Annotated in this window: 18 protein-coding genes; 3 read left to right on the forward strand and 15 right to left on the reverse strand. The window is 68.6% G+C overall.

Annotated features, from left to right (window positions below):
• Positions 1 to 63: 63 nt before the first annotated feature.
• The 11 genes from lpxD to rpsB form a co-directional block, all read right to left on the reverse strand.
• Positions 64 to 1,149, reverse strand: coding sequence for a UDP-3-O-(3-hydroxymyristoyl)glucosamine N-acyltransferase (lpxD, locus tag BpN12_RS27030; protein WP_246795268.1), 1,086 nt, complete (start codon positions 1,147 to 1,149; stop codon positions 64 to 66).
• A gap of 16 nt (positions 1,150 to 1,165) precedes the next feature.
• Positions 1,166 to 1,669, reverse strand: coding sequence for an OmpH/Skp family outer membrane protein (locus BpN12_RS27035; RefSeq protein WP_042625347.1), 504 nt, complete (start codon positions 1,667 to 1,669; stop codon positions 1,166 to 1,168).
• A 67-nt stretch (positions 1,670 to 1,736) separates the two neighbouring features.
• Positions 1,737 to 4,043 (reverse strand): outer membrane protein assembly factor BamA, encoded by a 2,307-nt coding sequence (bamA, locus tag BpN12_RS27040; RefSeq protein WP_246795269.1) that lies wholly within the window; start codon positions 4,041 to 4,043, stop codon positions 1,737 to 1,739.
• Between the two features lie 67 nt (positions 4,044 to 4,110).
• Complete coding sequence (gene rseP / locus BpN12_RS27045) at positions 4,111 to 5,493, reverse strand: RIP metalloprotease RseP (RefSeq protein ID WP_246795270.1); 1,383 nt, start codon at positions 5,491 to 5,493, stop codon at positions 4,111 to 4,113.
• 13 nt (positions 5,494 to 5,506) lie between these two features.
• On the reverse strand, positions 5,507 to 6,703 hold the full coding sequence (locus tag BpN12_RS27050; protein WP_246795271.1) for a 1-deoxy-D-xylulose-5-phosphate reductoisomerase: 1,197 nt from the start codon (positions 6,701 to 6,703) through the stop codon (positions 5,507 to 5,509).
• Positions 6,704 to 6,719: 16 nt separating this feature from the next.
• On the reverse strand, positions 6,720 to 7,553 hold the full coding sequence (locus tag BpN12_RS27055; RefSeq protein WP_246795272.1) for a phosphatidate cytidylyltransferase: 834 nt from the start codon (positions 7,551 to 7,553) through the stop codon (positions 6,720 to 6,722).
• Positions 7,547 to 8,329, reverse strand: coding sequence for a polyprenyl diphosphate synthase (gene uppS / locus BpN12_RS27060; RefSeq protein WP_246795273.1), 783 nt, complete (start codon positions 8,327 to 8,329; stop codon positions 7,547 to 7,549). The genes BpN12_RS27055 and uppS overlap by 7 nt, the downstream gene beginning before the upstream one ends.
• A 55-nt stretch (positions 8,330 to 8,384) precedes the next feature.
• Positions 8,385 to 8,945 carry a ribosome recycling factor gene (gene frr, locus BpN12_RS27065; RefSeq protein ID WP_246795274.1) on the reverse strand — a complete coding sequence of 187 codons (561 nt, stop codon included), beginning with the start codon at positions 8,943 to 8,945 and terminating at the stop codon, positions 8,385 to 8,387.
• Between the two features lie 86 nt (positions 8,946 to 9,031).
• Positions 9,032 to 9,745: a UMP kinase gene (gene pyrH / locus BpN12_RS27070; protein ID WP_042625354.1), complete on the reverse strand. Its 714-nt coding sequence runs from the start codon at positions 9,743 to 9,745 to the stop codon at positions 9,032 to 9,034.
• A gap of 167 nt (positions 9,746 to 9,912) precedes the next feature.
• Complete coding sequence (gene tsf, locus BpN12_RS27075) at positions 9,913 to 10,794, reverse strand: translation elongation factor Ts (RefSeq protein ID WP_246795275.1); 882 nt, start codon at positions 10,792 to 10,794, stop codon at positions 9,913 to 9,915.
• 173 nt (positions 10,795 to 10,967) lie between these two features.
• Positions 10,968 to 11,708: a 30S ribosomal protein S2 gene (gene rpsB / locus BpN12_RS27080; protein WP_246795276.1), complete on the reverse strand. Its 741-nt coding sequence runs from the start codon at positions 11,706 to 11,708 to the stop codon at positions 10,968 to 10,970.
• Positions 11,709 to 12,157: 449 nt separating this feature from the next.
• On the opposite strand from rpsB, the gene map reads away from it, so the two are divergent.
• The 3 genes from map (at position 12,158) to BpN12_RS27095 (ending at position 17,729) form a co-directional block, all read left to right on the forward strand.
• The gene (gene map / locus BpN12_RS27085; RefSeq protein WP_246795277.1) at positions 12,158 to 12,967 is read left to right on the forward strand and encodes a type I methionyl aminopeptidase; all 810 of its coding nucleotides are present in this window, start codon (positions 12,158 to 12,160) and stop codon (positions 12,965 to 12,967) included.
• Between the two features lie 198 nt (positions 12,968 to 13,165).
• Positions 13,166 to 15,742: a [protein-PII] uridylyltransferase gene (locus BpN12_RS27090; protein WP_246795278.1), complete on the forward strand. Its 2,577-nt coding sequence runs from the start codon at positions 13,166 to 13,168 to the stop codon at positions 15,740 to 15,742.
• Between the two features lie 19 nt (positions 15,743 to 15,761).
• On the forward strand, positions 15,762 to 17,729 hold the full coding sequence (locus tag BpN12_RS27095) for a pseudouridine synthase (protein ID WP_246795279.1): 1,968 nt from the start codon (positions 15,762 to 15,764) through the stop codon (positions 17,727 to 17,729).
• Between the two features lie 134 nt (positions 17,730 to 17,863).
• Here the strand turns inward: BpN12_RS27095 and def are convergent, their stop codons facing one another.
• The 4 genes from def to smc form a co-directional block, all read right to left on the reverse strand.
• Positions 17,864 to 18,397: a peptide deformylase gene (def, locus tag BpN12_RS27100; protein ID WP_246795280.1), complete on the reverse strand. Its 534-nt coding sequence runs from the start codon at positions 18,395 to 18,397 to the stop codon at positions 17,864 to 17,866.
• Positions 18,394 to 20,628, reverse strand: a complete 2,235-nt coding sequence (ligA, locus tag BpN12_RS27105) for an NAD-dependent DNA ligase LigA (protein ID WP_246795281.1) — start codon at positions 20,626 to 20,628, stop codon at positions 18,394 to 18,396. The genes def and ligA overlap by 4 nt, the downstream gene beginning before the upstream one ends.
• 134 nt (positions 20,629 to 20,762) lie before the next feature.
• Entirely contained in the window at positions 20,763 to 22,103 is a 1,341-nt protein-coding gene (locus BpN12_RS27110; RefSeq protein WP_246795282.1) for a cell division protein ZipA C-terminal FtsZ-binding domain-containing protein, read from the reverse strand.
• 57 nt (positions 22,104 to 22,160) lie between these two features.
• Entirely contained in the window at positions 22,161 to 25,679 is a 3,519-nt protein-coding gene (gene smc, locus BpN12_RS27115) for a chromosome segregation protein SMC (protein ID WP_246795283.1), read from the reverse strand.
• Positions 25,680 to 25,772 lie beyond the last annotated feature (93 nt).

Here is a 25,772-nt window from a genome sequence, read left to right on the forward strand (position 1 = left end):
GCGAGCGGCCCTCGTGATTGCGGCGGCGGCCGGTCCGGCCGAACCGCCGCGCCCTGGTGACGGTCAGTCCTGCGCGGGGCCCGCGTCGCGCGCGGCGAGCGAGGTCTCGAGCGCACGAATCCGGTCGCGAAGCTTGTCGAGATTGCGCACGAGCGCCGCGCTGCGGTTCCAGTCGCCGTGCTCGACGGCCGGAAACGCGCTCGTGTACATGCCTGCCTTGGGCAGCGATTTCGATACGCCCGATTGCGCCGTGATGATCACGTAGTCGCCGAGCGTCAGGTGCCCGGCGATCCCGACCGCGCCGCCGATCATGCAATGGCGGCCGATCGTGGTGCTGCCGGCGATGCCCGCGCAGCCCGCGATCACGGTGTAGGCGCCGATCCGGCAGTTGTGCGCGATCTGCACGAGGTTGTCGATCTTCACGCACGCCTCGATGACCGTGTCGGCCATCGCGCCGCGGTCGATCGTGGTGTTCGCGCCGATCTCGACGTCGGGGCCGATCTTCACGCCGCCGACCTGCGGGATCTTCACCCAGCTGCCGGTACGCGCCGCGCCGTCGCCAACGAAGTCGGGCGCGAAGCCGAACCCGTCCGAGCCGATCACGGCGCCCGAATGGACGATCGCACGCTCGCCGAGTTCGCAGCCGTGATAGACGACCACGTTCGGGTAAAGATGCGAACCGCTGCCGATCCGCGTGCCGGCGCCGACGAACACGTTCGCGTCGAGCCGCACCTGCTCGCCGATCACGGCGCCCGCCTCGACCGTCACGTTCGGGCCGATCACGGCGCTGGCCGCGACCTGCGCCGAGGCGTCGACGTTCGCGCTCGGATGCACGCCGGCCGGCCGCTGCGGCGCGGCCAGGTCGATGAACATCTGCGCGACGCGCGCGAAATAAGCGTAGGGATTGGGCGTGACGATGAAGTTGCGGCCTTCGGCGGCCGCGCCGAGCTTCTCGAGATCACGCGGCGCGATCAGCACCGCGCCGGCGCGCGTCGTCTCGACCTGCGCCAGATACTTCGGATTGGCGAGGAATGCGAGCTGCTGCGGGCCGGCCTGGTCAAGCGGCGCGAGGCCGCCCACCGTGCATTGCGGATCCCCGGCGATGTCCCCACCGAAACGTTTGGCGAGTGCCTCGAGCGTCAATGCCATGCGTATTCGGCTCCCGTCAGTTCAGCGAACCGGAAGGCGACGCGAGCGCCTTCAGCACCTTGTCGGTGATGTCGATGCGCGGGCTGACGTAGACCGCCTCCTGCACGATCAGATCGTAGTTCTGCTGCTCGGCGATCTGCTTGATCACCTTGTTGGCCTTGTCCAGCACCGCCGCGAGCTCCTCGTTGCGGCGCTGGTTCAGGTCTTCGCGAAACTCGCGCTGCTTGCGCTGGAAGTCGGTGTCGAGCTGCGAGAGATCGCGCTGCTTCTGCGCGCGATCGGCGGCCGACATCGACTGGCCGTTCTTGTCGAGCGAGTCGGACAGGGTCTTCAGGCGTGCCGCCATGTCCTGCAGATCCTTGTCGCGCTTCGCGAACTCGGCTTCGAGCTTGGTCTGCGCGGCCTTGGCCGGCGCCGACTCGCGGAGGATCCGGTCGGAATTGACCGCCGCGATCCGCGCGACGTCCTGCGCCTGCGCGGCCGTCGCGCCGAGCGCGGCGGTCAGCGCCAGCGCGCACATCACCCGTTTCGAATACTTACCGGTTAGCAAAATTACCCTCTCGATGCGTTTGGTGTTGCGGTTCCGATCAGAACGCCGTGCCGATCTGGAACTGGAATTTCTGGTACTGGTCGCCTTCGTGCTTCTGCAGCGGGAAGCCGAGGCTCAGCTTGAGCGGGCCGATCGGCGAGATCCACGCGAGACCCACGCCGTAGCCGTAGCGCAGGCCGTTCGCGCCGGTGCTGTTGCCGCCCGGCACGTTGCCCCAGACGTTGCCGCCGTCGAGGAACGTGAACACGCGCAGCGTGCGGTCATAACCGGTACCCGGCAGCGGGAACGTCAGCTCGATGTTGCCGACCACCATCTTCGAACCGCCGATCGGGTCGTTGGTGGTGGCGTCGCGCGGGCCGAGCGAGCTCGGTTCGTAGCCACGCACCGAGCCGATACCGCCCGCGTAGTAGTTCTTGAAGATCGGGTACGAGTTGCCGATACCGTTGCCGTAGCCGCCCTGCAGATTCAGGCCCAGGATGAAGCCGCGCGCGAACGAGTAGTAGTACTGCGCCTGCACGTCCATCTTGTAGTACTGGATCTTGTCCACCGGCGCGCCGTATTCGGCGTTCGCCTGGGTGAAGTAGCCGCGGCTCGGGATCAGCGCGCTGTCACGCGCGTCGCGCGACCAGCCGATCGTCAGCGGCACCGTGTTCGAGACGCGGCCGAACTGCTGCACGTAGGCCTTGTAGCTGGCCGGCGTGTCGTCGTCGATGTCGAGGCGGTTCTGTTCGAAGCCGACGCCGAAGAACACCGTGTCCGTTTCCGAGAACGGGATGCCGAACTTCAGATCGCCGCCGGCCGTGATGATCCGGAAGCTCGAGTTGGTCGAATAGTAGAGCGGCTGGTAGGTGCGGTAGAACACGTCGGTGATCCGCTTGATGCCGTCCACCGTGAAGTACGGATCGACCTGCGTGACCGTCAGCGTGCGGTAGCTGCGCGCCGTGTTCACGTTCACCGACAGGCTGGTGCCCGAGCCGAACACGTTGTCCTGCGAAATACCGGCCGACAGCACCACCTTGTCGGTCGAGGAGAAGCCCGCGCCGAGCGTGATCGCGCCGGTCGGCTTCTCGGTCACCTTCACGTTCACGTCGACCTGGTCGCTCGTGCCTTCGACCGGCACCGTCGTCACGTCGACGTCGGTGAAGTAGCCGAGACGGTTCACGCGGTCCTTCGACAGCGCGAGGCGGCCCGAATCGAACCACGAGCTTTCGAGCTGGCGCATTTCGCGGCGCACCACTTCGTCGCGCGTGCGCGAGTTGCCGACCACGTTGATGCGGCGCACGTAGACGCGGCGGCCCGGATCGACCATCAGCGTCATGCCGACCTTGTGCGTGGCCTGGTCGATGTTCGGCTGGGCGTTGACGGTCGCGAACGCGTAGCCGTACTCGCCGAGCTTGTCGACGATCGCCTTGGTGGTCTGCTGCAGCTTCTCGGCCGAGAAGCGGTCGCCGGCCTTGATCTTGACGAGCTTCTGCAGCTCGGCCTTGCGGTCGAGCAGGTTGCCCGCCAGGTTCACGCTCGAGATCGTGTACGGCTCGCCCTCGTGCAGCGTGACCGTCAGGTACATGTCCTTCTTGTCCGGCGAGATCGACACCTGGGTCGAATCGATGCTGAACTCGAGGTAACCGCGGTTCAGGTAGTACGAACGCACGTTCTCGAGGTCGCCCGTGAGCTTTTCCTTCGAGTAGAGGTCGTTCTTCGTGTACCACGAGAACCAGTTCGGCGTGGACAGCTGCATCTCGTTGCGCAGCGTGCTGGTGCTGAACGTCTTGTTGCCGATGAAGTTGATCTGGCGGATCTTCGCGCTCGGGCCTTCGGCCACCGAGAACAGGATCGAGACGCGGTTCGCGTCGACCGGCGTGATGGTGGTGGTGACTTCGGCGGCGTAGTAGCCGCGCGTCAGGTACTGGCGCTTGAGCTCCTGCTCGGCCTTGTCCACCAGCGACTTGTCGTAGTAGCGGCCCTGCGACAGCCCCACCGCCTTCAGCGCCTTGTTGAGGTTGTCCTTGTCGAATTCCTTGATGCCGGTGAAGTCGATCGCCGAGATCGCCGGACGTTCCTGCACCTGCACGATCACGACGCTGCCCTGCGTGGCGATCTTCACGTCGTTGAAGAAGCCCGTCGCATAGAGCGCGCGGATTGCTTCGGATGCCTTGTCGTCCGTGAACGTGTCACCCTGCTTGATCGGCAGGTAGGCGAACACGGAACCGGCTTCGACACGCTGCAAGCCCTCGATCTTGATATCCTGCACGACGAACGGTGCCGTCGCGTGGGCTGCGAGTCCGTGCACGGCGAGCGCCGCGGCGGCTACAGTCTTGGGTACGAAGCGATGAGGTTTGAACAACGTGCATCCCCAGTATTTAAGCTTGCATCAGATCCGGCGACGGCCCTCGCAGCCATCGCCCGACGCTTCAAGAATGGATTAAACGAGACAGATCGTTGAACAGCGCGATCGCCGACAGCGCGACGATGCAGATCAACCCCGCTCTTTGCAGAATCAGTTGCCAGCGTTCCGAAACGGCCTTCCCGGTCGCGGCTTCAACCAGATAATATAACAGATGCCCCCCGTCCAAAACCGGAATTGGCAGCAAGTTCAGCACGCCGAGACTGATGCTGACAAGCGCGAGAAACGACAGAAACGCCGATAAACCGAGCCGCGCGCTCTTGCCGGCGTAATCGGCGATCGTCACCGGGCCGGACAGGTTCTTCAGCGAGGCCTCGCCGGTGAGCATGCGCCCGAACATCTTCAACGAATACACCGAAATGCCCCAGGTGCGGCGCACGCCGAGCTGGACGCTTTCGAGCGCGCCGTAACGCACCTCGACCGACGGCGTGTGCATCGCCAGCGCCGCGCCGATCCGGCCGATCTGCGCGCCGCCCGCGCCCGGCGCGGTATCGCGCTCGGCATGCGGGACGATGGTCAGCGTGTGCTCGACGCCCGACCGCGAAATACGCAGCGCGAGCGGACGGCCCGCATGCGACTTGATGGCGTCGATGAAGCGCGTGGAGCCGGACACCGGCTTGCCGTCGAGCGCGACGATCCGGTCGCCCGTAAGCAGCCCGGCCTGCTCCGAGGCGCTGCCCGGCGTGACGGCCGAGATCGACAGCGAACCGCCGCCCGGCTCGAAGCCGAGCTGCGTCATGTAGTCGTCGTCGGCCGTCTGCTCGCCGAGGCGGCGCAGGTCGACCGGGAAATCGTAGGTCGCGCCGCCCGAGCGGGCGGCCAGGATCACCTGCCGGTGGTCGAAGCTCGCGCCGAGCAGCTTCCAGCGCAGGTCGGCCCACGAGCGCACCGGCTCGGGCGCGCCGCCGCGCGCGTCGCGCACCGACACGATGGTCTCGCCGCCGTCGAAGCCGGCGCGCGCCGCAGCCGTGTCGGCGGCCGGCGCGGCCACGATCGCGGCCGGCTCGGTCACGCCGGTCGCGAAGATCGTCGAGAACAGCAGGATCGCGAGCAGGAAGTTGGCGATCGGCCCGGCCGCGACGATCGCGATCCGCTTCCAGACCGACTGCCGGTTGAACGCGCGCGGCAGGTCGGCCGCGGCGATGCCCTCGGGGCCGGGATCGCGCTCGTCGAGCATCTTCACGTAGCCGCCGAGCGGCAGCGCGGACAGCGTCCACTCGGTGCCGGTGCGTCGGCTCGTGCGCCGCAGCAGCGGCGTGCCGAAGCCGATCGAGAAGCGCAGCACCTTCACGCCGCACAGGCGCGCGACGCTGTAATGCCCGTATTCGTGGACGACGACCAGCACGCCGATCGCCACTGCAAACGCTACCAGCTCGATCAGCACGTTCATGCGCCCCTCTCGCTCAGGCTGCGCGCTCCGCGCGCGGAACTGGCAGGCCCGCGATCACCGCGGCTGCCGCGCGACGTGCCTCGGCATCGGCCGCGAGCACGTCGTCGAGGCCGGAGGCCTCGCGATTCGTCAGACTGTTGAGCACCGCGTCCACCGTGTGCGCGATGTCCATGAAGCCGATCCGGCGTTCGAGGAACGCGTCCACGGCCAGCTCGTTCGCCGCGTTGAGCACCGTGCTCGCCACGCCGCCCGCGTCGAGCGCCTGGATCGCCAGCGCGAGGCACGGGAAGCGCTCGAGGTCGGGCCGCTCGAACGTGAGCGTGGCGATCTGCGCCAGGTCGAGCTGCGCGACGCCGGCCTCGACGCGCTCCGGAAACGCCAGCGCATGCGCGATCGGCGTGCGCATGTCGGGGTTGCCGAGCTGCGCGAGCACCGAGCCGTCCTTGTACGAGACCAGCGAGTGGATCACGCTCTGCGGGTGGATCAGCACGTCGATGCGGCTGCTCGGCAGTCCGAAGATCCAGTGCGCCTCGATCACCTCGAGGCCCTTGTTCATCATGGTGGCCGAATCGACCGAGATCTTGCGGCCCATCGACCAGTTCGGGTGCTTGCAGGCCTGCTCCGGCGTCACGTCGACGAGCGTGGCCGGCTCGCGGGTGCGGAACGGGCCGCCCGAGGCCGTCACGATGATCTTCTCGATCCCGCCGTGCTCGGCGATGTCACGCGGCATGCACTGGAAGATCGCGTTGTGCTCGCTGTCCACCGGCAGCAGGATCGCGCCATGGTCGCGCACCGCGTCCATGAAGATCGAGCCCGACATCACCAGCGATTCCTTGTTGGCGAGCAGGATCCGCTTGCCCGCGCGCGCGGCGGCGAGGCTCGACGGCAGGCCCGCCGCGCCGACGATCGCGGCCACCACGGTGTCGCAGCCGTCGGCCTTCGCGACCTCGACGAGCGCGTCTGGTCCGTAGGTCACCTCGGTGCGGCTGCCGGCGGCGCGCAGCTTCGCCTCGACCTGCGCGGCGGTGGCGGCGTCGCCGACCACGGCCACTTCCGGCGTGAACGTCAGGCACTGCGCGACCAGCTTGTCGCCGTTGCGATGCGCGGTCAGCGCATAAACCGAAAAGCGGTCCGGGTGCCGCGCGACGACGTCGAGCGTGCTGTCTCCGATCGAACCCGTCGAACCGAGGATTGTCAGGCGTTTTTGCATAGTGAGGGTCTAGTGTTTAACCGAGCAGCAGCACCGCGAGCGGCAGCACCGGCAGCAGCGCGTCGACGCGGTCGAGCACGCCGCCGTGGCCCGGCAGCAGGCCGCTCGAATCCTTCACGCCGGCCTGACGCTTGAGCAACGATTCGAACAGGTCGCCGATCACGCTGTAGGCCACCAGCAGCGTCAGCGCCACGAGCGCGCCCGCCGCGCCGAAGCGCTGCGCGAGCGCCGAATACAGGGTCGGCGCGAACGCGCCGAGGCCGATCGCGAGGCCCGCCACGATCATCACGGCGAGCCAGCCGCCCAGCGCGCCCTCCCAGGTCTTGCCCGGGCTGATCGACGGGGCCAGCTTGTGCCGGCCGAAAGCCTTGCCCGCGAAGTATGCGCCGATATCGGCGAGCCACACCACCAGCAGCATCGACAGCACGAACGCGATGCCGGCCGCGCGCGCGGCGACCACCGCGTGCCAGCAGGCCGCGAACACCACCAGGCCGGCCGCGAGCAGGAACGGCTTCCAGGCGCCCCCGGCCAGCACCGGCTTGCGCCAGAGCGCGAACGGCCCGGCCAGCAGCCAGAATACCGCGGCGGCCTCGACCAGCGGCCGTGACGGCCCGAAACCGGCATCCGGTCCGGCCCCGAGCCGCATGCTGGCGCCGAGCGCGAGCGCCGCGACGATCGCGTAGAGCACCGAGCCGGTCGCGCCGAGCTTGAGCAGGCGCGCCCATTCCCAGGCCGCGAACACGAGCACGAGCGCGATCAGCGCGCCGAACGCCGCGAGCGGCGCGAACAGCGTGACCGGCAACAACACCGCCAGCAGCACGACCGCCGTGATGACACGGGTCTTCAGCATGAAAGGGAGTCGACGTCCTGCGATTGAGGTTCGAGTTGCGCGCTGGTCCGCCCGAAGCGGCGCTCGCGGTCGGTGTAGGACGCCATCGCATCAGCGAGCGCGGTCGCGTCGAAATCGGGCCAGAACTTGCCCGTGAAATAGAACTCGGTATAGGCGAGCTGCCAGAGCAGGAAGTTGCTCACGCGCTGCTCGCCGCCCGTGCGGATGAACAGGTCCGGCTCGGGCGCGTAGGCCATCGCCAGATGCGGCTCGAACGCGGCTTCGTCGACGGGGATTTCACGCCCCTCGCGCACCGCCTCGGCGATCAGCTTCCTGGTGGCCTGCAGGATGTCCCAGCGGCCGCCGTAGTTCGCGGCGATCGTCAGCGTGAGCCGCGTGTTGCGCGCGGTCTTGGTTTCCGCGCGCCGGATCAGCTCGCGGATGCGCGGCTCGAAACGTTCGAGATCGCCCACCACGCGCAGCCGGATGCCGTTCGCGTGCAGCTTGCCGACCTCGCGTTCGAGCGCGGTGATGAACAGCCGCATCAGGAACGAGACCTCGTCGGTGGGCCGCCGCCAGTTCTCGGAACTGAACGCGAACAGCGTCAGGTATTCGACACCCGCGCGCGCGCACCCTTCCACGACCGACCGGACCGCATCGACGCCGCGCGAGTGCCCCGCAACGCGCGGCAGGCGACGCTCGGTCGCCCACCTGCCGTTGCCGTCCATGATGATCGCGATGTGACGTGGCACGGCGGCAACGTCGGGCACGCGAACGGTAGAGCTGGTATAAGTCATGGCCGCTGAGACTGTAACTGCGGGAAAAAGTGCAACGAACGCGCGAAAAGCCGCGTCAGACCGTCATGATCTCGGCGTCCTTCGTCTGCACCAGCTTGTCGATTTCGGCGACGTGCTTGTCGGTCAGCTTCTGGACTTCGTCGCCGGCGCGGCGCTCGTCGTCTTCCGAGATTTCCTTGTCCTTGACGAGCTTCTTCAACTGCTCGTTGGCGTCGCGGCGCAGGTTGCGCACGGCCACCTTGGCCGTCTCGCCTTCGCTCTTGACCACCTTGGCCAGTTCGCGGCGGCGCTCTTCGGTCAGCGCGGGCATCGGCACGCGGATCAGGTCGCCCGAGGTGGACGGGTTCAGGCCCAGATCCGACTCGCGGATGGCCTTCTCGACCTTCGCGACCATCGGCTTTTCCCAAGGCTGCACGCCGATCGTGCGCGCATCGACCAGCGTCAGGTTCGCGACCTGCGAAATCGGCACCATCGAGCCGTAGTAGTCGACCTGCACGTGATCGAGCATGCCCGTGTGCGCGCGACCCGTGCGGATCTTCGCCAGATCGTTCTTGAACGCTTCGATCGAGCGCTGCATCTTTTGCTCGACGCCCTTCTTCACATCAGCGAGACTCATTTCAACCTCCGAACCTTCGAATCTTCAAAACGACACAGGCCCGCATCCCGCCGGCGGCGTCCTGCCGGGCCTGAATCGGCGTGAGTTTACACGTGGACGAGCGTACCCTCGTCCTCGCCCTGCACGATGCGCTTGAGCGCACCGGGCTTGTTGATCGAGAACACGCGGATCGGCAGCTTCTGGTCGCGGCACAGCGCGAACGCCGTCGCATCCATCACCTGCAGATTGCGGCCGATCGCCTCGTCGAAACTGATCGACGCGTAACGCGTGGCCGACGGATCCTTCTTCGGATCGGCCGTGTAGACGCCATCGACCTTGGTGGCCTTCAGCACGACTTCCGCGCCCACTTCCGAGCCGCGCAGCGCGGCGGCCGTGTCGGTCGTGAAGAACGGGTTGCCGGTACCGGCCGCGAAGATCACCACGCGCCCTTCCTCGAGCTGGCGGATCGCGCGGGGCCGGATGTACGGCTCGACCACCTGGTCCATGCGCAGCGCCGACTGCACGCGTGCCTCGATGCCGGCGTGGCGCATCGCGTCCTGCAGCGCCAGCGCGTTCATCATCGTCGCCAGCATCCCCATGTAGTCCGCCGTCGCGCGGTCCATGCCGGCCGCGCCACCCGCCACGCCGCGGAAAATATTGCCGCCGCCGATCACCACGGCCAGCTGCGTGCCGAGGCGGACGACTTCGGCAATGTCCGCCACCATCCGTTCGATCGTCGCGCGGTTGATGCCGAAGGCATCGTCGCCCATCAGCGCTTCGCCGGAAAGTTTGAGGAGGACGCGTTTATAGGCATTGGGCATAGGGGCTTCCAGGCGACGAGAGGATGACAACCACGAACTGTAGGGGCGAAATACTGATTCGGGCAAGCGCCGCCAAATTCCGCGGCCCGCGAAGGCCGCGGCGTGCGGCGCTGCCGAACCGCGGCGGAGCGAGCGCCCGCCGCGGGTCCAACATTACTGCATGTGACTTACTGCTGCTTGGCCGCCGCGACCTGCGCCGCCACTTCGGCCGCGAAGTCGTCCTGGCGCTTCTCGATGCCTTCGCCGACCACGAACAGCGCGAATTTTTGCACCGCAGCATTGGCGGCCTTCAGCATCTGCTCGATCGTCTGCTTGTCGTTCTTCACGAACGGCTGGTTCAGCAGCGAGACTTCCTTCAGGAACTTCTGGACGCTGCCATCGACCATCTTGGCGACGATCTCGGCCGGCTTGCCCGACTCGGCGGCCTTCTGCTCGGCCACGCGGCGTTCCTTCTCGATCAGGTCGGCCGGCACTTCGTCCGACGACAGCGAGACCGGCTTCATGGCCGCGACGTGCATCGCGACGTCCTTGCCGACCTGCTCGTCCGCGCCGGTGTACTCGACCAGCACGCCGATCCGGGCGCCGTGCAGGTACGAGGCGATCTGGTTCGCGGTCTCGAAGCGCACGAAGCGGCGGATCGAGATGTTTTCGCCGATCTTGCCGACCAGTGCGAGACGCACTTCGTCGACCGTCTTGCCGTCGAGCGGCAGCGCCGACAGCGCGGCCACGTCGGCCGGGTTCTGCGTCGCGATCAGTTCGGCGACGGTCTTCGAGAAGGCGAGGAAATCGTCGTTCTTGGCGACGAAGTCGGTTTCGCAGTTCAGCTCGACGAGCGCGCCGGCGCCGGCGCCGACGAACGACGCGACGACGCCTTCGGCCGTCACGCGCGATGCCGCCTTGCTCGCCTTGTTGCCGAGCTTCACGCGCAGCAGCTCTTCGGCCTTGCCCATGTCGCCATCGGCTTCGGTCAGCGCCTTCTTGCACTCCATCATCGGTGCATCGGTCTTCGCGCGCAGTTCTGCCACCATGCTTGCGGTAATTGCCGCCATCATTCGCTCCTAGGGTCTGTATTCACAACGCCGCCCTTCGACCCGGACGGCGGGGATTCGTTTCCGACGTTTCGCGCCGGCGCGCCACGCGGCGCCCGACACGCTGCCCGGGAACGCGGCTTAAAAAAAGGGGGCTTGTTGAGAGCCCCCTTCTTGTGCCGGCTCGGGACCGGTTACGCGTTCTCTTCGACGTACTCGTCGCCGCCGCGCACCGCCTGGACCACTTCGTTGACCGCGTTCGCACGGCCTTCGAGGATCGCGTCGGCCACGCCTTCGGCGTACAGCGCGACAGCCTTGCTCGAGTCGTCGTTACCCGGGATCACGTAGTCCACGCCTTCCGGCGAGTGGTTCGTATCGACCACGGCGATGACCGGCACGCCCAGCTTGTTCGCTTCCGTGATGGCAATCTTGTGGTAGCCGACGTCGACCACGAAGATCGCGTCCGGAATGCCGCCCATGTCCTTCACGCCGCCGATCGACTTCTGCAGCTTGGCGATCTCGCGTTCGAACAGCAGCGCTTCCTTCTTGCTCATCTTCTCGGTTTCGCCCGATTCGACGGCCGCTTCCATGTCCTTCAGGCGCTTGATCGATACCTTCAGCGTCTTGAAGTTGGTCAGCATGCCGCCGAGCCAGCGTGCGTTCACGAACGGCATGCCCGCGCGTTGTGCTTCCTGAGCGATCGTGTCGCGCGACTGGCGCTTCGTGCCGACGAACAGGATCGTGCCCCGATTTGCCGACAGCTGACGCACGTACTTCTGTGCGTCGTTGAACATCGGCAGCGTCTTTTCGAGGTTGATGATGTGAATCTTGTTACGGTGACCGAAAATGAACGGTGCCATCTTCGGGTTCCAGAAGCGCGTCTGGTGACCGAAGTGGACACCGGCTTCCAGCATTTGGCGCATCGTGACTGCCATGAGCGTGAATCTCCGCTAGGGTTGGGTCTTAAGCCGGCTGCCGTATCGCGGCGAACCTGCGCGCGCGACACCCAAGGGTGCGCCGGCTTGCGATTCGGCACGGGCGGGATGCTCGTGCCGGCAAGGCTGAAACCCGGTTCGGATGCGGCAAAATGTAAACCATCGAGCCGATATCAAAAGGGGATCCAGACTTAGCCAGAGAGTATAGCACGCGAGAATGACGGCTCTCAAGTCACCCATCGCTTTGCCGCGCCGGCTGCCATTCGGGCAAACCCGCGGGCACGCCACGGGCGAACCGGGATGGCGCCCGGGGACCGACCCGTGAAACCGCCTCGCCCGAGCGGCGCCGATCCGGTCCGAAACCCATGCCGGACAAGCCACGCAACGGCTGCGACTACCCCGATTCGGTGCGATAATCCCGGGATTCCAGGCATTCCAGGTCACGAATCATGTCCATCACGATCAAGAACGATCACGATATCGAGCAGATGCGCATCGCGTGCCGGCTCGCGAGCGAGGTGCTCGACTACATCACGCCGTTCGTCGTCGCGGGCACCACGACGGGCGAGATCGACCGACTCTGCCACGAGTACATGACCAACGTGCAGGGCACCGTGCCGGCGCCGCTCAACTACCAGCCGCCCGGCTATCCGCCCTACCCGAAGGCGATCTGCACCTCCGTCAACGACGTGATCTGCCACGGCATTCCCGGCGACAAGGTGCTGAAGAACGGCGACGCGCTCAACATCGACATCACCGTGATCAAGAACGGCTATTTCGGCGACACGAGCCGGATGTTCCTGATCGGCGAGGGGTCGATCATGGCCAAGCGGCTGATCCAGACCACCTACGAATGCATGTGGCTCGGCATCGAGCAGGTCCGGCCCGGCGCGCATCTCGGTGACATCGGCCACGCCATCCAGAAGCACGCGGAAAGCCGCGGCTACAGCGTGGTGCGCGAGTACTGCGGGCACGGCATCGGCACGGTGTTCCACGAGGATCCGCAGGTGGTCCATTACGGCCGCCCCGGCACCGGCATCGAGATCGTGCCGGGCATGATCTTCACGATCGAGCCGATGATCAATGCCGGCAAGCGCGACATCCGCACCATGCCGGACCAGTGGACAGTCAAGACGCGCGACCGCAGCCTCTCGGCGCAATGGGAGCACACCGTGCTCGTCACGCCGACCGGCTACGACGTGCTGACGGTGTCGGCCGGCACGCCGGCGCGGCCGGCGCTCGACGCGGCCGTCGCCTGAGGCGGGCGGCCCTGACGCCGGCACCACGCTCCGGGCCACGCTGCCCGGGCCGATAGCCGGGCAGCGGGCCGCGTCTGGCGCCCGGCCTCGCACTTACCTGCTTCATCGGTTTTCGCCCGCTTCACCGGTTTCATCCGCCTCATCCGTTTCAACCGCGGCCATTTCATCGCCTCACCAGCCTCGTTCGCCATCGCCACCATGAGCGTCCCCGCCGTCTCCGACACCGCAGTGCCCTCGCGCAAGGCCGAATTCCGCGCCGTCAAGGCCGAGCTGATCGCGCGCTTTCGCGCCGCGACCCGCGTCGAGGCGCTGATGCGTGCGCTGTCGCGCGCCACCGACGACGCGCTGCGCCAGATCTGGGACCAGTGCGAGCTGCCCGGCTCGCTCGCGCTGGTCGCCGTCGGCGGCTTCGGGCGCGGCGAGCTGGCGCCGCATTCGGACGTCGACATCCTGGTGCTGCTGCCCGACGCGCACAATGGCGAGTTCGACACGCGCATCGAGCGCTTCATCGGCATGGCCTGGGATCTCGGCCTCGAGATCGGCAGCAGCGTGCGCACCGTCGACGAATGCATCGCCGAGTCCGCGCAGGACGTGACGGTGCAGACCTCGCTGCTGGAGGCGCGCCGCGTGACCGGTAGCGTGACGCTGTTCCGGCGCGCCGTGGCCCGCTACCGCGAGGCGCTCGACCCGCGCGCGTTCTTCCAGGCCAAGGTGCTGGAGCTGCGCCAGCGCCAGGCCAAGTTCCAGGACACGCCGTACAGCCTCGAACCGAACGTGAAGGAAAGCCCGGGCGGGCTGCGCGACCTGCAGACGATTCTCTGGATCGCCCGCGCCGCCGATTTCGGCACCAGCTGGCGCGAACTCGACACGCGCGGGCTGATCACCGCGCGCGAGGCACGCGAGCTGCGCCGCAACGAGGGCTTCCTGAAGGCGCTGCGCGCGCGGCTGCATGTGATCACCGGGCGCCGCCAGGACATCCTCGTATTCGACCTGCAGACCCAGGCGGCCGAGAGCTTCGGCTACGTACCGACGCCGGCCAAGCGCGCCAGCGAACAGCTGATGCGCCGCTACTACTGGGCCGCGAAGGCGGTCACCCAGCTCGCGACGATCCTGATCCAGAACATCGAGGCGCAGCTGTTTCCGGCCACCAGCGGCGTGACGCGCGTGCTCTCGCCGGGCCGCTTCGTCGAGAAGCAGGGCATGCTCGAGATCGCCACCGACGACGTGTTCGAGCGGCATCCCGACGCCGTGCTCGAAGCGTTCCTGCTCTACGAGACGACGCGCGGCGTGAAGGGGCTGTCGGCGCGCACGCTGCGCGCGCTCTACAACTCGCGCGACGTGATGAACGGCGCCTGGCGGCGCGACCCGCGCAACCGCGCGACGTTCATGAAGATCCTGCAGCAGGCCGAGGGCGTCACGCACGCGTTCCGGCTGCTGAACCAGACCAGCGTGCTGGGCCGCTACCTGCTGAACTTCCGGCGCATCGTCGGGCAGATGCAGCACGACCTCTATCACGTCTACACCGTCGATCAGCACATCCTGATGGTGTTGCGCAACATCCGCCGCTTCACGGTGGCCGAGCACGCGCACGAGTATCCGTTCTGCAGCCAGCTGATCGCGAACTTCGAGCGGCCCTGGGTGCTCTACGTGGCGGCGCTGTTCCACGACATCGCCAAGGGCCGCGGCGGCGACCACTCCACGCTCGGCATGGCCGATGCGCGACGCTTCTGCCGCGAGCACGGCATCACCGGCGACGACGCGGCGCTCGTGGTCTGGCTCGTCGAGCATCACCTGACCATGAGCCAGGTCGCGCAGAAGCAGGACATCAGCGACCCCGAGGTGGTCAAGCGCTTCGCGGCCAAGGTCGGCAACGAACGCTGGCTGACCGCGCTCTACCTGCTGACGGTGGCCGACATCCGCGGCACCAGCCCGAAGGTCTGGAACACCTGGAAGGGCAAGCTGCTGGAGGATCTGTACCGCGCCACCAGCGCGGTGCTCGGCGGCGCGCAGCCGGACGCGCACTCGGAGCTGCGCACGCGCCGCGACGAGGCGCTCGCGCTGCTGCGGCTCGAGACCGTGCCCGAGGACGCGCACCGTCCGCTCTGGAGCCAGCTCGACGTCGGCTACTTCCTGCGTCACGACGCGGCCGACATCGCATGGCAGACGCGCGTGCTGTACCGCCACGTGCAGGCCGACACCGCAATCGTGCGGGCGCGGCCCTCGCCCGTCGGCGACGCGCTGCAGGTGCTCGTCTACGTCAAGGACCGTTCGGACCTGTTCGCGGGCATCTGCGCGTACTTCGACCGCAACGGGCTGTCGGTGCTCGACGCGCGCGTGAGCACCACCAAGCACGGCTACGCGCTCGACAACTTCATCGTCACGCAGACCGAGCGCGACGTGCAGTACCGTGACATCGCCAACCTCGTCGAGCAGCAGCTCGCCGACCGGCTGACCAGCGCGGCACCGCTGCCGGAGCCTTCCAAGGGCCGGCTCTCGCGGCTGTCGCGCAGCTTCCCGATCACGCCCCGCGTCGACCTGCGCGCGGACGAGCGTGGTCAGTACTACATCCTGTCCGTGTCCGCCAACGACCGGCCGGGCCTTCTGTATTCGATCGCGCGCGTGCTGGCCGAGCACCGGGTCGGCGTCCACGCGGCGCGGATCAACACGCTCGGCGAACGCGTCGAGGACGTGTTCCTGCTCGACGGCGCCGGCTTGTCCGACAACCGGCTCCAGATCCAGGTCGAAACCGAGCTGCTGCGCGCGATCGCAGCCTGAGTGAAGAAAGACAGCGTTTATGCGCACCAAACTGACCATCAAGAATCCTCGTCCGGCATCGCCGTCCCGCGCCCCGGTTCGCTCAGGCAGCCTCGTCGCGCGCAAGCCGACGCGCACCGCCGCGCCGCCCGAGGGCGCCGTCAAGCCGAAATCGAAGCCGTTCGCGAAAGGCGGGGCGCCGCGTGCGGCCAAGCCAGCAGGCGCCGGCGCCGTGAAGCCGCGTGCGCCGCGTGACGGCGACCGGCCGTTCCGTAGCGAAGGTCGGCCCGCTCGTGATGGCGAGCGGCCGGCGCGTACCGGTGCGCGTCCGCCACGCGATGGGGATCGGCCGTTCCGTGCAGAAGGGCGTCCGCCCCGTGATGGCGATCGACCGTTCCGTTCCGAAGGCCGGCCCGCTCGTGATGGCGATCGGCCGGCGCGTACCGGTGCGCGTCCGCCGCGCGATGGGGATCGGCCGTTTCGCTCCGAAGGCCGCCCGCCGCGCGACGGCGACCGCCCGTTCCGTTCCGAAGGTCGGCCGCCGCGTGATGGTGATCGACCATTCCGTGCCGAAGGTCGGCCCGCTCGTGATGGCGAGCGCCCGTTCCGTGCCGGCACACGCCCCCCGCGTGACGGTGATCGGCCGTTCCGTGCCGAAAGTCGTCCGCCGCGCGACGGTGATCGACCGTTCCGCGCTGAAGAGCGTCCGCCGCGCGATGGCGACCGTCCGTTCCGCGCTGAAGGGCGTCCGCCGCGTGACGGCGACCGCCCGTTCCGTGCCGAGGGCCGCCCGCCGCGCGATGGTGACCGCCCGTTCCGTTCCGAAGGTCGCCCGCCGCGCGACGGCGACCGCCCGTTCCGTTCCGAAGGCCGGCCGCCGCGCAACGGTGATCGACCGTTCCGTGCCGAAGGCCGCCCGCCGCGCGACGGCGACCGCCCGTTCCGTTCCGAAGGTCGGCCGCCGCGCGACGGTGATCGACCGTTCCGTGCCGAGGGTCGCCCGCCCCGCGACGGCGACCGCCCTTTCCGTTCCGAAGGCCGGCCGCCGCGCGACGGTGATCGGCCGTTCCGTGCCGAGGGTCGCCCGCCCCGTGACGGCGACCGCCCTTTCCGCGCCGAATCCCGCCCCACCCGCGACACCGGCCGCCCGGCCCGCAAGCCGCGCGACGCCGCCGAACGCCCCGCGCCCTCGGGCCTGAAGGTCGCGCAACCCGTCAAGGCCCGCCCGTCGTTCGACTCCGACGACGAAGCCGGCATGATGCGTCTGTCGAAGCGGATGTCGGAACTCGGCCTCTGCTCGCGGCGCGAGGCGGATGAGTGGATCGAGAAGGGCTGGGTGCTCGTCGACGGCGAGCGGATCGACACGCTCGGCACCAAGGTGCGCCCGGACCAGAAGATCGAGATCGACGATCAGGCGATCGCCGCCCAGGCCGCGCAGGTCACGATCCTGCTGCACAAGCCGGTCGGCTACGTGTCGGGTCAGGCCGAGGACGGCTACGAGCCGGCCGTGACGCTGATCACGCGCGACAATCACTGGAGCGGCGACCGTTCGCCGCTGCGTCTCTCGCCGCTGCACCTGCGCACGCTGGCGCCGGCCGGGCGCCTCGACATCGATTCGACCGGCCTGCTGGTGCTGACGCAGGACGGCCGCGTCGCCAAGCAGCTGATCGGCGAGCATTCCGACATCGACAAGGAATATCTGGTGCGCGTGCGCTTCGGCGAGCACGTGATCGATATCGACCAGCATTTCCCGGCCGAATCGCTCGCGCAGCTGCGCCACGGCCTCGAACTCGACGGCGCGCCGCTGAAGCCCGCGATGGTGAGCTGGCAGAACAGCGAACAGCTGCGGTTCGTGCTGCGCGAAGGCAAGAAGCGGCAGATCCGCCGCATGTGCGAGCTGGTCGGGCTCGAGGTGGTCGGCCTGAAGCGCGTGCGCATGGGCCACGTGATGCTCGGCGCGCTGCCGCAAGGCCAGTGGCGCTACCTGTCGGCCGACGAGACGTTCTGATCCTGACGGCGGCGCCGCGCAACGACGCGCGGCCCGCCGGACAAATCCAGCGCACGCGGCGGTCACGCCGCGCCGCCAGTCACCTCCCCCGCCCGCTCACGGCGCACGAAGCGCCGCCCGTCCAGCCGCCCGATTCAGTCGTCCGAATTCGGATCGAGCCCCGGGAACAGCACTTCCGTAAAACCGAACTTCGAGAAATCGGTGATCCGCATCGGGTACAGCTTGCCGATCAGGTGATCGTATTCGTGCTGGACCACGCGCGCATGGAAATCCTCGGCGACGCGGTCGATGCGCTTGCCGTACTGGTCGAAGCCCGTGTAATGCACCTTGCGGTAGCGACTCACCACGCCGCGCATGCCCGGCACCGACAGGCAGCCCTCCCAGCCCTCCTCCATGTCCGGCGGCAGGTATTCGACCGTCGGATTGATCAGCACCGTCTCCGGCACGGGCGGCGCGTCGGGATAACGCGCGTTGTTGCCGAAGCCGAAGATGATCAGCTGCAGCCCGACGCCGATCTGCGGCGCGGCGAGGCCGGCGCCGTTCGCGTGATGCATGGTCTCGAACATGTCGGCGACCAGCTCGTGCAGCGCCGGCGTGTCGAACGCGTCGACCGGCTTCGCCACGTCGAGCAGGCGCGGATCGCCCATCCTGAGGATCTCGCGGATCATGATGGTGATTCCCCCTTCAGCAGTTGATGCATCCCGTCCTCGTCGAGCACCGGGATGCCGAGTTCTTCGGCCTTCACGAGCTTGCTGCCCGCCTCCGCGCCGGCCACCACGTAGTCGGTCTTCTTCGAGACCGAGCCCGTCACCTTCGCGCCGGCCGCCTCGAGCAGCGCCTTCGCGTCGTCGCGCGAGAGCGTGGGCAGCGTGCCCGTCAGCACCACGGTCTTGCCGGCCAGCACGCCCTGCGGCTCGCGCGGCGCGGGCGGCCCCTCGGGCCAGTCCACCTTCTCGCGCAGCTGCGCGATCACGGTCCGATTGTGTTCCTCGGCGAAGAACTGGTGCAGCGATTCGGCCACCACGGGGCCGACGTCGTTGACTTCGAGCAGGGCTTCGATCGACGCATCCATGATCGGCTGCAGCGAGCCGAAATGCTTGGCCAGGTCCTTCGCCGTCGATTCGCCGACGTGGCGGATGCCGAGCGCGTAGATGAAGCGCGCGAGCGTGGTGTGGCGCGCCTTGTCGAGCGAATCGAGCAGGTTCTGCGCGGACTTGTCGGCGAAGCGGTCGAGCGCGGCGAGCGTGGCGAAGCCGAGATGGAACAGATCGGCCGGCGTGCGCACGAGGTTCTGCTCGACCAGCTGGTCGATGATCTTCTCGCCGAGCCCGTCGATGTCGAGCGCGCGGCGCTGCGCGAAATGCCAGAGCGCCTGCTTGCGCTGCGCGGGGCAGAACAGGCCGCCCGTGCAGCGCGCGATCGCCTCGTCGGGCAGCCGCTCGATCTTCGAGCCGCAGACCGGGCATTCGGTCGGCATCCTGAACGGTTCCTGCTCGACGAGCTCGAACAGGCTCGGCCGCAGGCAGCCCTGCCGCAGGCGAATGCCGCTGCGATCGCCAGACTTCAGCAGGCGCGGCTTCCACGTCATCGGCTTGCCGGCGGCGCGCTGCCGGTTGCGTCGCGACACCGGCCGCACGCCGCGAAACCGCACCCGCACCTGCAGCGCATGCGGGCCGTCGCGGCCGACCACCTCGGGGATCACGTCGCCGGCGCGCCGCACGATCACCGTGTCGCCGATCCGGATGTCCTTGCGCAGCACTTCATCCTCGTTGTGCAGCGTCGCGTTGGTGACGGTCGCGCCGCCCACGAACACCGGATCGAGCCGCGCGACCGGCGTGATCGCGCCGGTGCGGCCCACCTGCACCTCGATCGCGACGAGCGTCGTGCGCGCCTCCTGGGCCGGGAACTTGTGCGCGAGCGCGAAGCGCGGCGCGCGCGAGACGAAGCCGAGCCGGTCCTGCTCGTCGCGCCGGTTGACCTTGTAGACCACGCCGTCGATGTCATACGGCAGCGCCTCGCGCTTCTCGCCGACCTTGCGGAAGAATTCGAGCAGCCCCTCGGCGCCCTGCACCACGGCGCGCTCGCGATTGACCGGCAGGCCGAGCGACTCGTACCAGTCGAGCAGGCCGCTGTGCGTGTCGGGCATCGGCGCGCCGTCGAGCACGCCGATGCCGTAGGCGAAGAACGACAGCGGGCGCTGCGCGGTGACCTTCGAGTCGAGCTGGCGCAGGCTGCCGGCCGCCGCGTTGCGCGGATTGGCGAACTCGCGCTGCTCGGCCGCGCGCTGGCGCTCGTTGAGGCGCGCGAAATCGCGCTTGTACATCAGCACCTCGCCGCGCACGTCGAGCAGCGCGGGCAGGTTCCTGCCCTTCAGCGTGAGCGGGATCGACTTGATGGTGCGGACGTTCTCGGTCACGTCCTCGCCGGTGGTGCCGTCGCCGCGCGTGGCGGCCTGCGTGAACTTGCCATGCACGTAGCGCAGCGAGATCGCGAGCCCGTCGAACTTCAGCTCGCAGGCGTATTCGACCGGCTCGGCGGTGCCGGCGAGATCGACCGGCTTGTCGAGCGCGTCGGCCACGCGCTTGTCGAACGCGGCGATATCCTCGTCGGAGAAGCCGTTGTTGAGCGACAGCATCGGCGCGTCGTGGAGCACCGGTGTGAAGCCGTCGGCCGCCTCGCCGCCGACGCGCTGGGTCGGCGAATCGGGCGTGATGAAGTCGGGATGCTCGGCCTCGATCTGCTGCAGTTCGCGGAACAGCCGGTCGTACTCGGCATCGAGCAGGTCGGGCTGGTCGAGCACGTAATACGCGTGATTCGCGCGCTCGAGTTCCTGGCGCAGCCACGCCGCGCGTTCGGACGGCTGGCTGGCGGGAGGTTCGGCTGGGGTGGTTCGGGCCATGCTGGCAGCACTCTTCCGGATGACAATCAGGGGACGATTATCTCAGGCGGCGCGCGCTTTGGCGCGCCTGCCGGATGGGAGAAACCCGCGATTTTCAGCCGGGACCGGTCCGCCCGCCGGCGTTCACCGGCGGTTCACTGGCTGAACAGTCGCCGCGTGACCGGCGAGCCGGCTGGAATCCCGGCTTCCTCGAGCTTCGCGTAGAGCTTCATCAGCTGCTGCTCGATCGCGACCAGCGTCGATTCGGGCAGCGGCCGGCGCGAATCGTCGACCACGCGCGCACCGATCCGGTCCGACAGCGATTTCGCGTAATCGCACATCAGCTTGAACGGCAGGATGTCCTCGTCGGCCACCGGCACGTCGAGCACCAGCGTGATCATGTTGCCGCCCTTGTAGGTCAGGTCGTCGCGCAGGAAGTTGGTGTCGCCGAACTGCAGCATGAACACCGGGTTCTGGTTCGCGTCGAGCTTGACGAAGCGCGTGCCGTCGCGCGACAGCAGCAGGCCGTCCTGCGAGGCCACCGCCTGCACGTAGTTCGCCGACCACGGCGCGCCGTCCGACATCACGTTGATCGACAGCTGCGCGTCGCACTGCGCGGCGAACCCGTCGAGCTCGCGCGCCATCGCGACGGTCTCGAGCATGTCGGGGAACTCGGGCGCGCCGTCGATCGCGTCGGCGAACTGGCTGACGCCCGAGACGAATTCCGAGTATTCGAGCTCGTTCAACGGGCCGTTGCGGTTCGCGAGCTGCGCGGCCGCGCGCAGTTCCTCGTAGCGCACGCCGTTCTGCAGCAGCTCCCAGCCGCTGCCGCCCTCGGGCTTGCCTTCGATGTGGACCGGCTTGCTGCCGGCGCGGCGCAGCCGCTGCGCGGCCGGCACGATGCGCTCGCCGACCAGCGGCGCGCCGAGCCGGATCGGCACGATGCAGTCGATGCGGCGATCGACGATGGCGGGCGGCGCGGCCGAGATCGTGGTCGCGGCCGGCAGCACCGGCTCCGCGATCGCCTCGCCGGCATCGGCCGATGGTTCGGCCGGCACGGCGGCGGCGTGCGCGCGGTCCGCCGCGGCGCCCTCGCCCTCGGCAGCGATCCGGCCCGCTTCGGCTGCCCCGTCGGTGGCGGCCGTCAGCGTCTCGTCGGCCTGCAGGTCGGCCGGCGTATCGATCGGGGCCGGCACCGCGGGCGCGCCGCCGAAGGTCGGCTCGACGCGCGTGTCGCGGTCGCCCGGCGCGGCGGCGGCGGCCGGCGGTACCACCGGCTCGACCGGGGCCGCCTCGCGGCGCGTGGGCTGCCGCACCGGCTCGATGAACGGCGCGTCGTCGTCGCGCTCCTGGCGCGCCAGCGTGTCGGCCGCGTCGGCCGGCATCGGCCGCGGCATCCGGCGGCGCACCTTCGCGGCCTGCCACATGTTGTAAATCCAGATGCCGCCGATCACGACCACGCCAGTACCGACCAACCCGAGTGTCAACTCGTCCATGCATGCTCCATCAGGAATGCTGCTTCGAGCGCGCCGCGCCTGGGCGGCCCGCGCCCATCAATTCAAATTCTGTGCAAAACCAGCGGCCGTTTCCATGTCGACCGCCACGATCCGCGACACGCCCTGCTCCTGCATCGTCACGCCGATCAGCTGCTGCGCCATCTCCATCGCGATCTTGTTGTGCGAGATGAACAGGAACTGCGTCTTGTCGGACATCGCGCGCACCAGGTTCGCGAAGCGCTCGGTGTTCGCGTCGTCGAGCGGCGCGTCCACTTCGTCGAGCAGACAGAACGGCGCCGGATTGAGCTGGAACATCGCGAACACGAGCGCGGTGGCGGTCAGCGCCTTCTCGCCGCCCGACAGCAGGTGGATCGTCGCGTTCTTCTTGCCGGGCGGCTGCGCCATCACCTGCACGCCGGCGTCGAGGATCTCGTCGCCGGTCATGATCAGCCTGGCCTGGCCGCCGCCGAACAGCTTCGGGAACAGGTCGCTGAAGTGGTGGTTGACCTCGTCGAAGGTGCCCTGCAGCAGCGTGCGCGTTTCCTGGTCGATCTTGTGGATCGCGTCCTCGAGCGTGGTGATCGCGCTCAGCAGGTCCGCCGACTGCGCGTCGAGGAACACCTTGCGCTCGCTGGCGGCGGCCAGCTCGTCGAGCGCGGCCATGTTGACCGGGCCGAGCGCCGTGATCGCATTGTTCAGGCGCGTGACCTCGCCCTGCAGGTAGGACGGCTTCAGGTCCGGCGTCAGCTTCGGCAGCAGCGCCGCCTCGTCCACGCCGGCCGCGGCAAGCTGCTCGCCGAACTGCTCGGCCGACAGGCGCGCGGCCTGCTCCTTCAGCTGCAGCTCGGTGATGCGGTCGCGCAGCGGCTGCAGCGAGCGCTCGGCCACGAGGCGCTGCTCGTCGGCCGCACGCAGCTTCGCGGTCAGGTCGTCGAGCTCGAGGCGCGCGGCGCCCAGCGCCGCTTCCTTCGCCGCGCGGATTTCCAGTGCGTCCTGCAGGCCGGTGTGCGCGGTCTGCTCGTTGATGGTTTCGAGCTCGGCGCGCGCGTCCTCGAGCGAGGCGGCGACGCGCTCGATCTGGTCGTGCGCGATCTGGATCGTGCGCTTCAGCTCGTCGATGCGGGTCGCCGAATTGCGGGCCGCGAAACGCGCGTCGTTGGCGGCGCGTTCGAGATCGCGCGCGTGCTGGCGCGCGGCGCTCAGCTGCTCGTCGAGCGCCTCGAACGCGAGCTGGTTGTCCTCGAACTTCGCCTGCAGCTCGGCGAGCTCGCCGTCGTGCCGCTCGAAGTTCGCCTCGGACTCGGCGCGCAGCGCGCGCTGCTCGTCGATCTGCGCGCCGATCTCCTCGAGTTCCTCGCGGATCTGCGTGCTGCGCTGCGTGTAGCGCTCATGGGCCTGGGCCAGCTTCAGCACGTCCATCTGCAGCGCGTGGACGCGCTGCGTCGCGCGTTCGGCCGCGCCGCGCAGCTCGCCGAGCGCGGTGGCCGCCTGCGTGTGGGCCGCCTCGGCGCGCACCGCGGCCGTCTTCGCCTCGTCGGCCAGCAGCGCCTGCGCACGCACCTGGCGGCCGAGGTTCTCGATTTCCTGCTGGCGCGCCAGCATGCCGGCCTGCTCGGAATCGGCCGCGTAGAGCTGCACGCCCGAGCGCGTGACCACGTGGCCGGCCTTCACCACGTAGGCGCCGCCGGCCGGCAGCTGCGCGCGCGCGGCCAGCGCCTGGCCGAGATCGTCGGCGATGAACACCGCGCCGAGCCAGTCGTTGAGCACGGCGCGCAGGCCGGCGTCGTCGATCCGCACCAGCGAGAGCAGCGCGCGCAGGCCGGCCGGCGCCGCGAGCGGCTCGCCCGCCGGCGGCGGCGAGAAGAACGCGAGCTTGGCGGGCGGCGCGTCGGTGGCGAACGCCTTGACCCAGTCCAGGTTCGAGACTTCGAGCGCGGCGAGCCGCTCGCGCAGCACCGCCTCGAGCGCGGTTTCCCAGCCGGCCTCGACGTGCAGCTTCTTCCAGAGCCGCGGCAGCGCGCCGAGTTCGTGCTTGTCGAGCCAGGGCTGGACCTTGCCTTCGGTCTGGACGTTGTCCTGCAGCTGCCGCAGCGCGACGAGGCGCGCTTCGAGCTGGTGGATCTGCGCGCTTTCGGCCTGCACGCGCTCCTGCGCGGCGCGGCGCTCGGCGTCGAGGCGCGGCAGCGCTTCCTGCGCGTCGGCGAGGCGCGCCTGCGCGTCGTGCAGGACTTCCTCCTGCTCGGCGAGCTGCATGCGCAGTTCCTCGAGCTGCGCCTCGTCGGGCGCGTCGAGCCCGCCCGCCTCCGACTTCAGCCGCTCGTGACGCTGCTGCAGCTGCATCAGCTGCTGGTCGGCGTTGCGCTGGTGCGCGGCTTCGAGCTTCAGCGCCTGTTCGGTCTGCGAGATCCGCCCGCGCTCGTCGTTGAGCTGCGCCTGCGCATCGCGCCAGCGCGCTTCGAGCGCCGGCAGCGCGTCGTGCTTGGCGGCCGCGTCGTCCTCGGCCATCGCGGCCTTCTCGTCGGCGATCGCGCGCGCTTCCTCGGCTTCTTCGAGATCGTCCTGCGCCTTCTGCGTCTGCGCCTGCCACTGCTCGCGCTGCGCCGTGAGCGCGGCGATCTGCGCCTGCACGCGGTTGCGCGACTCGACGATGAACCTGATCTCGGCCTCGAGCCGGCTGACCTCGGCGTTGGCCTCGTAGAGCGAGCCCTGCGCGCCCTGCATCGCGTCGCTGGCCGCGTAGTTCGCCACCCGCAGCGTTTCGAGCTGGGCCTCGACCTCGCGCAGCTTCGCGGTCTGCGCCTCCAGGTCGATCTGGGCCTGTTCGATGCCGCGCTGCTGCTTCTGCTGCTCGCCCTGCGCCTCGTTCTTGCGCAGCAGCCACAGCAGGCGCTGCTTCTCCTCGCCGTCGGCGAGCAGTTCCTTGTATTTGGTGGCCACCACGGCCTGCGCTTCCAGCTTTTCGAGGTTCGCGCCGAGTTCGCGCACGATGTCCTCCACGCGCGTCAGGTTCTCGCGCGTGTCGTGCAGGCGGTTCTCGGTCTCGCGGCGGCGCTCCTTGTACTTCGAGACGCCCGCGGCTTCCTCCAGGAACACGCGCAGTTCCTCGGGCTTGGCCTCGATGATGCGCGCGATCATGCCCTGCCCGATGATCGCGTAGGCGCGCGGCCCGAGGCCGGTGCCGAGGAAGATGTCCTGGATGTCGCGGCGCCGCGCCGGCAGGTTGTTGATGTAGTAGCTGGAGGTGCCGTCGCGCGTCAGCACGCGCTTGACGGCGATCTCGCCGTACTGGCCCCACTGGCCGGCCGCGCGGCCGTCGGAGTTGTCGAAGATCAGCTCGACGCTGGCGCGGCTGCCGGGCTTGCGCGCCGTCGAGCCGTTGAAGATGACGTCCTGCATCGACTCGCCGCGCAGCTCCGAGGCGCGCGATTCGCCGAGCACCCAGCGCACGGCGTCGATGATGTTGGACTTGCCGCAGCCGTTCGGGCCGACCACGCCGACGAGCTGGCCCGGAACCTGGAAATGCGTGGGATCGACAAAGGATTTGAAGCCTGCGAGTTTGATCGAGCTCAGTCGCACGTCGGTATCGGTATTGAGTGTTGATTGAAGCGGACGGCAGCCGGCGGCACATCGCGCGCGCCGCCCGTTCCGAAGAAAATCGGACCACCAGGC

Source organism: Burkholderia perseverans (genome assembly GCF_022870505.1).
Lineage (GTDB): Bacteria > Pseudomonadota > Gammaproteobacteria > Burkholderiales > Burkholderiaceae > Burkholderia > Burkholderia plantarii.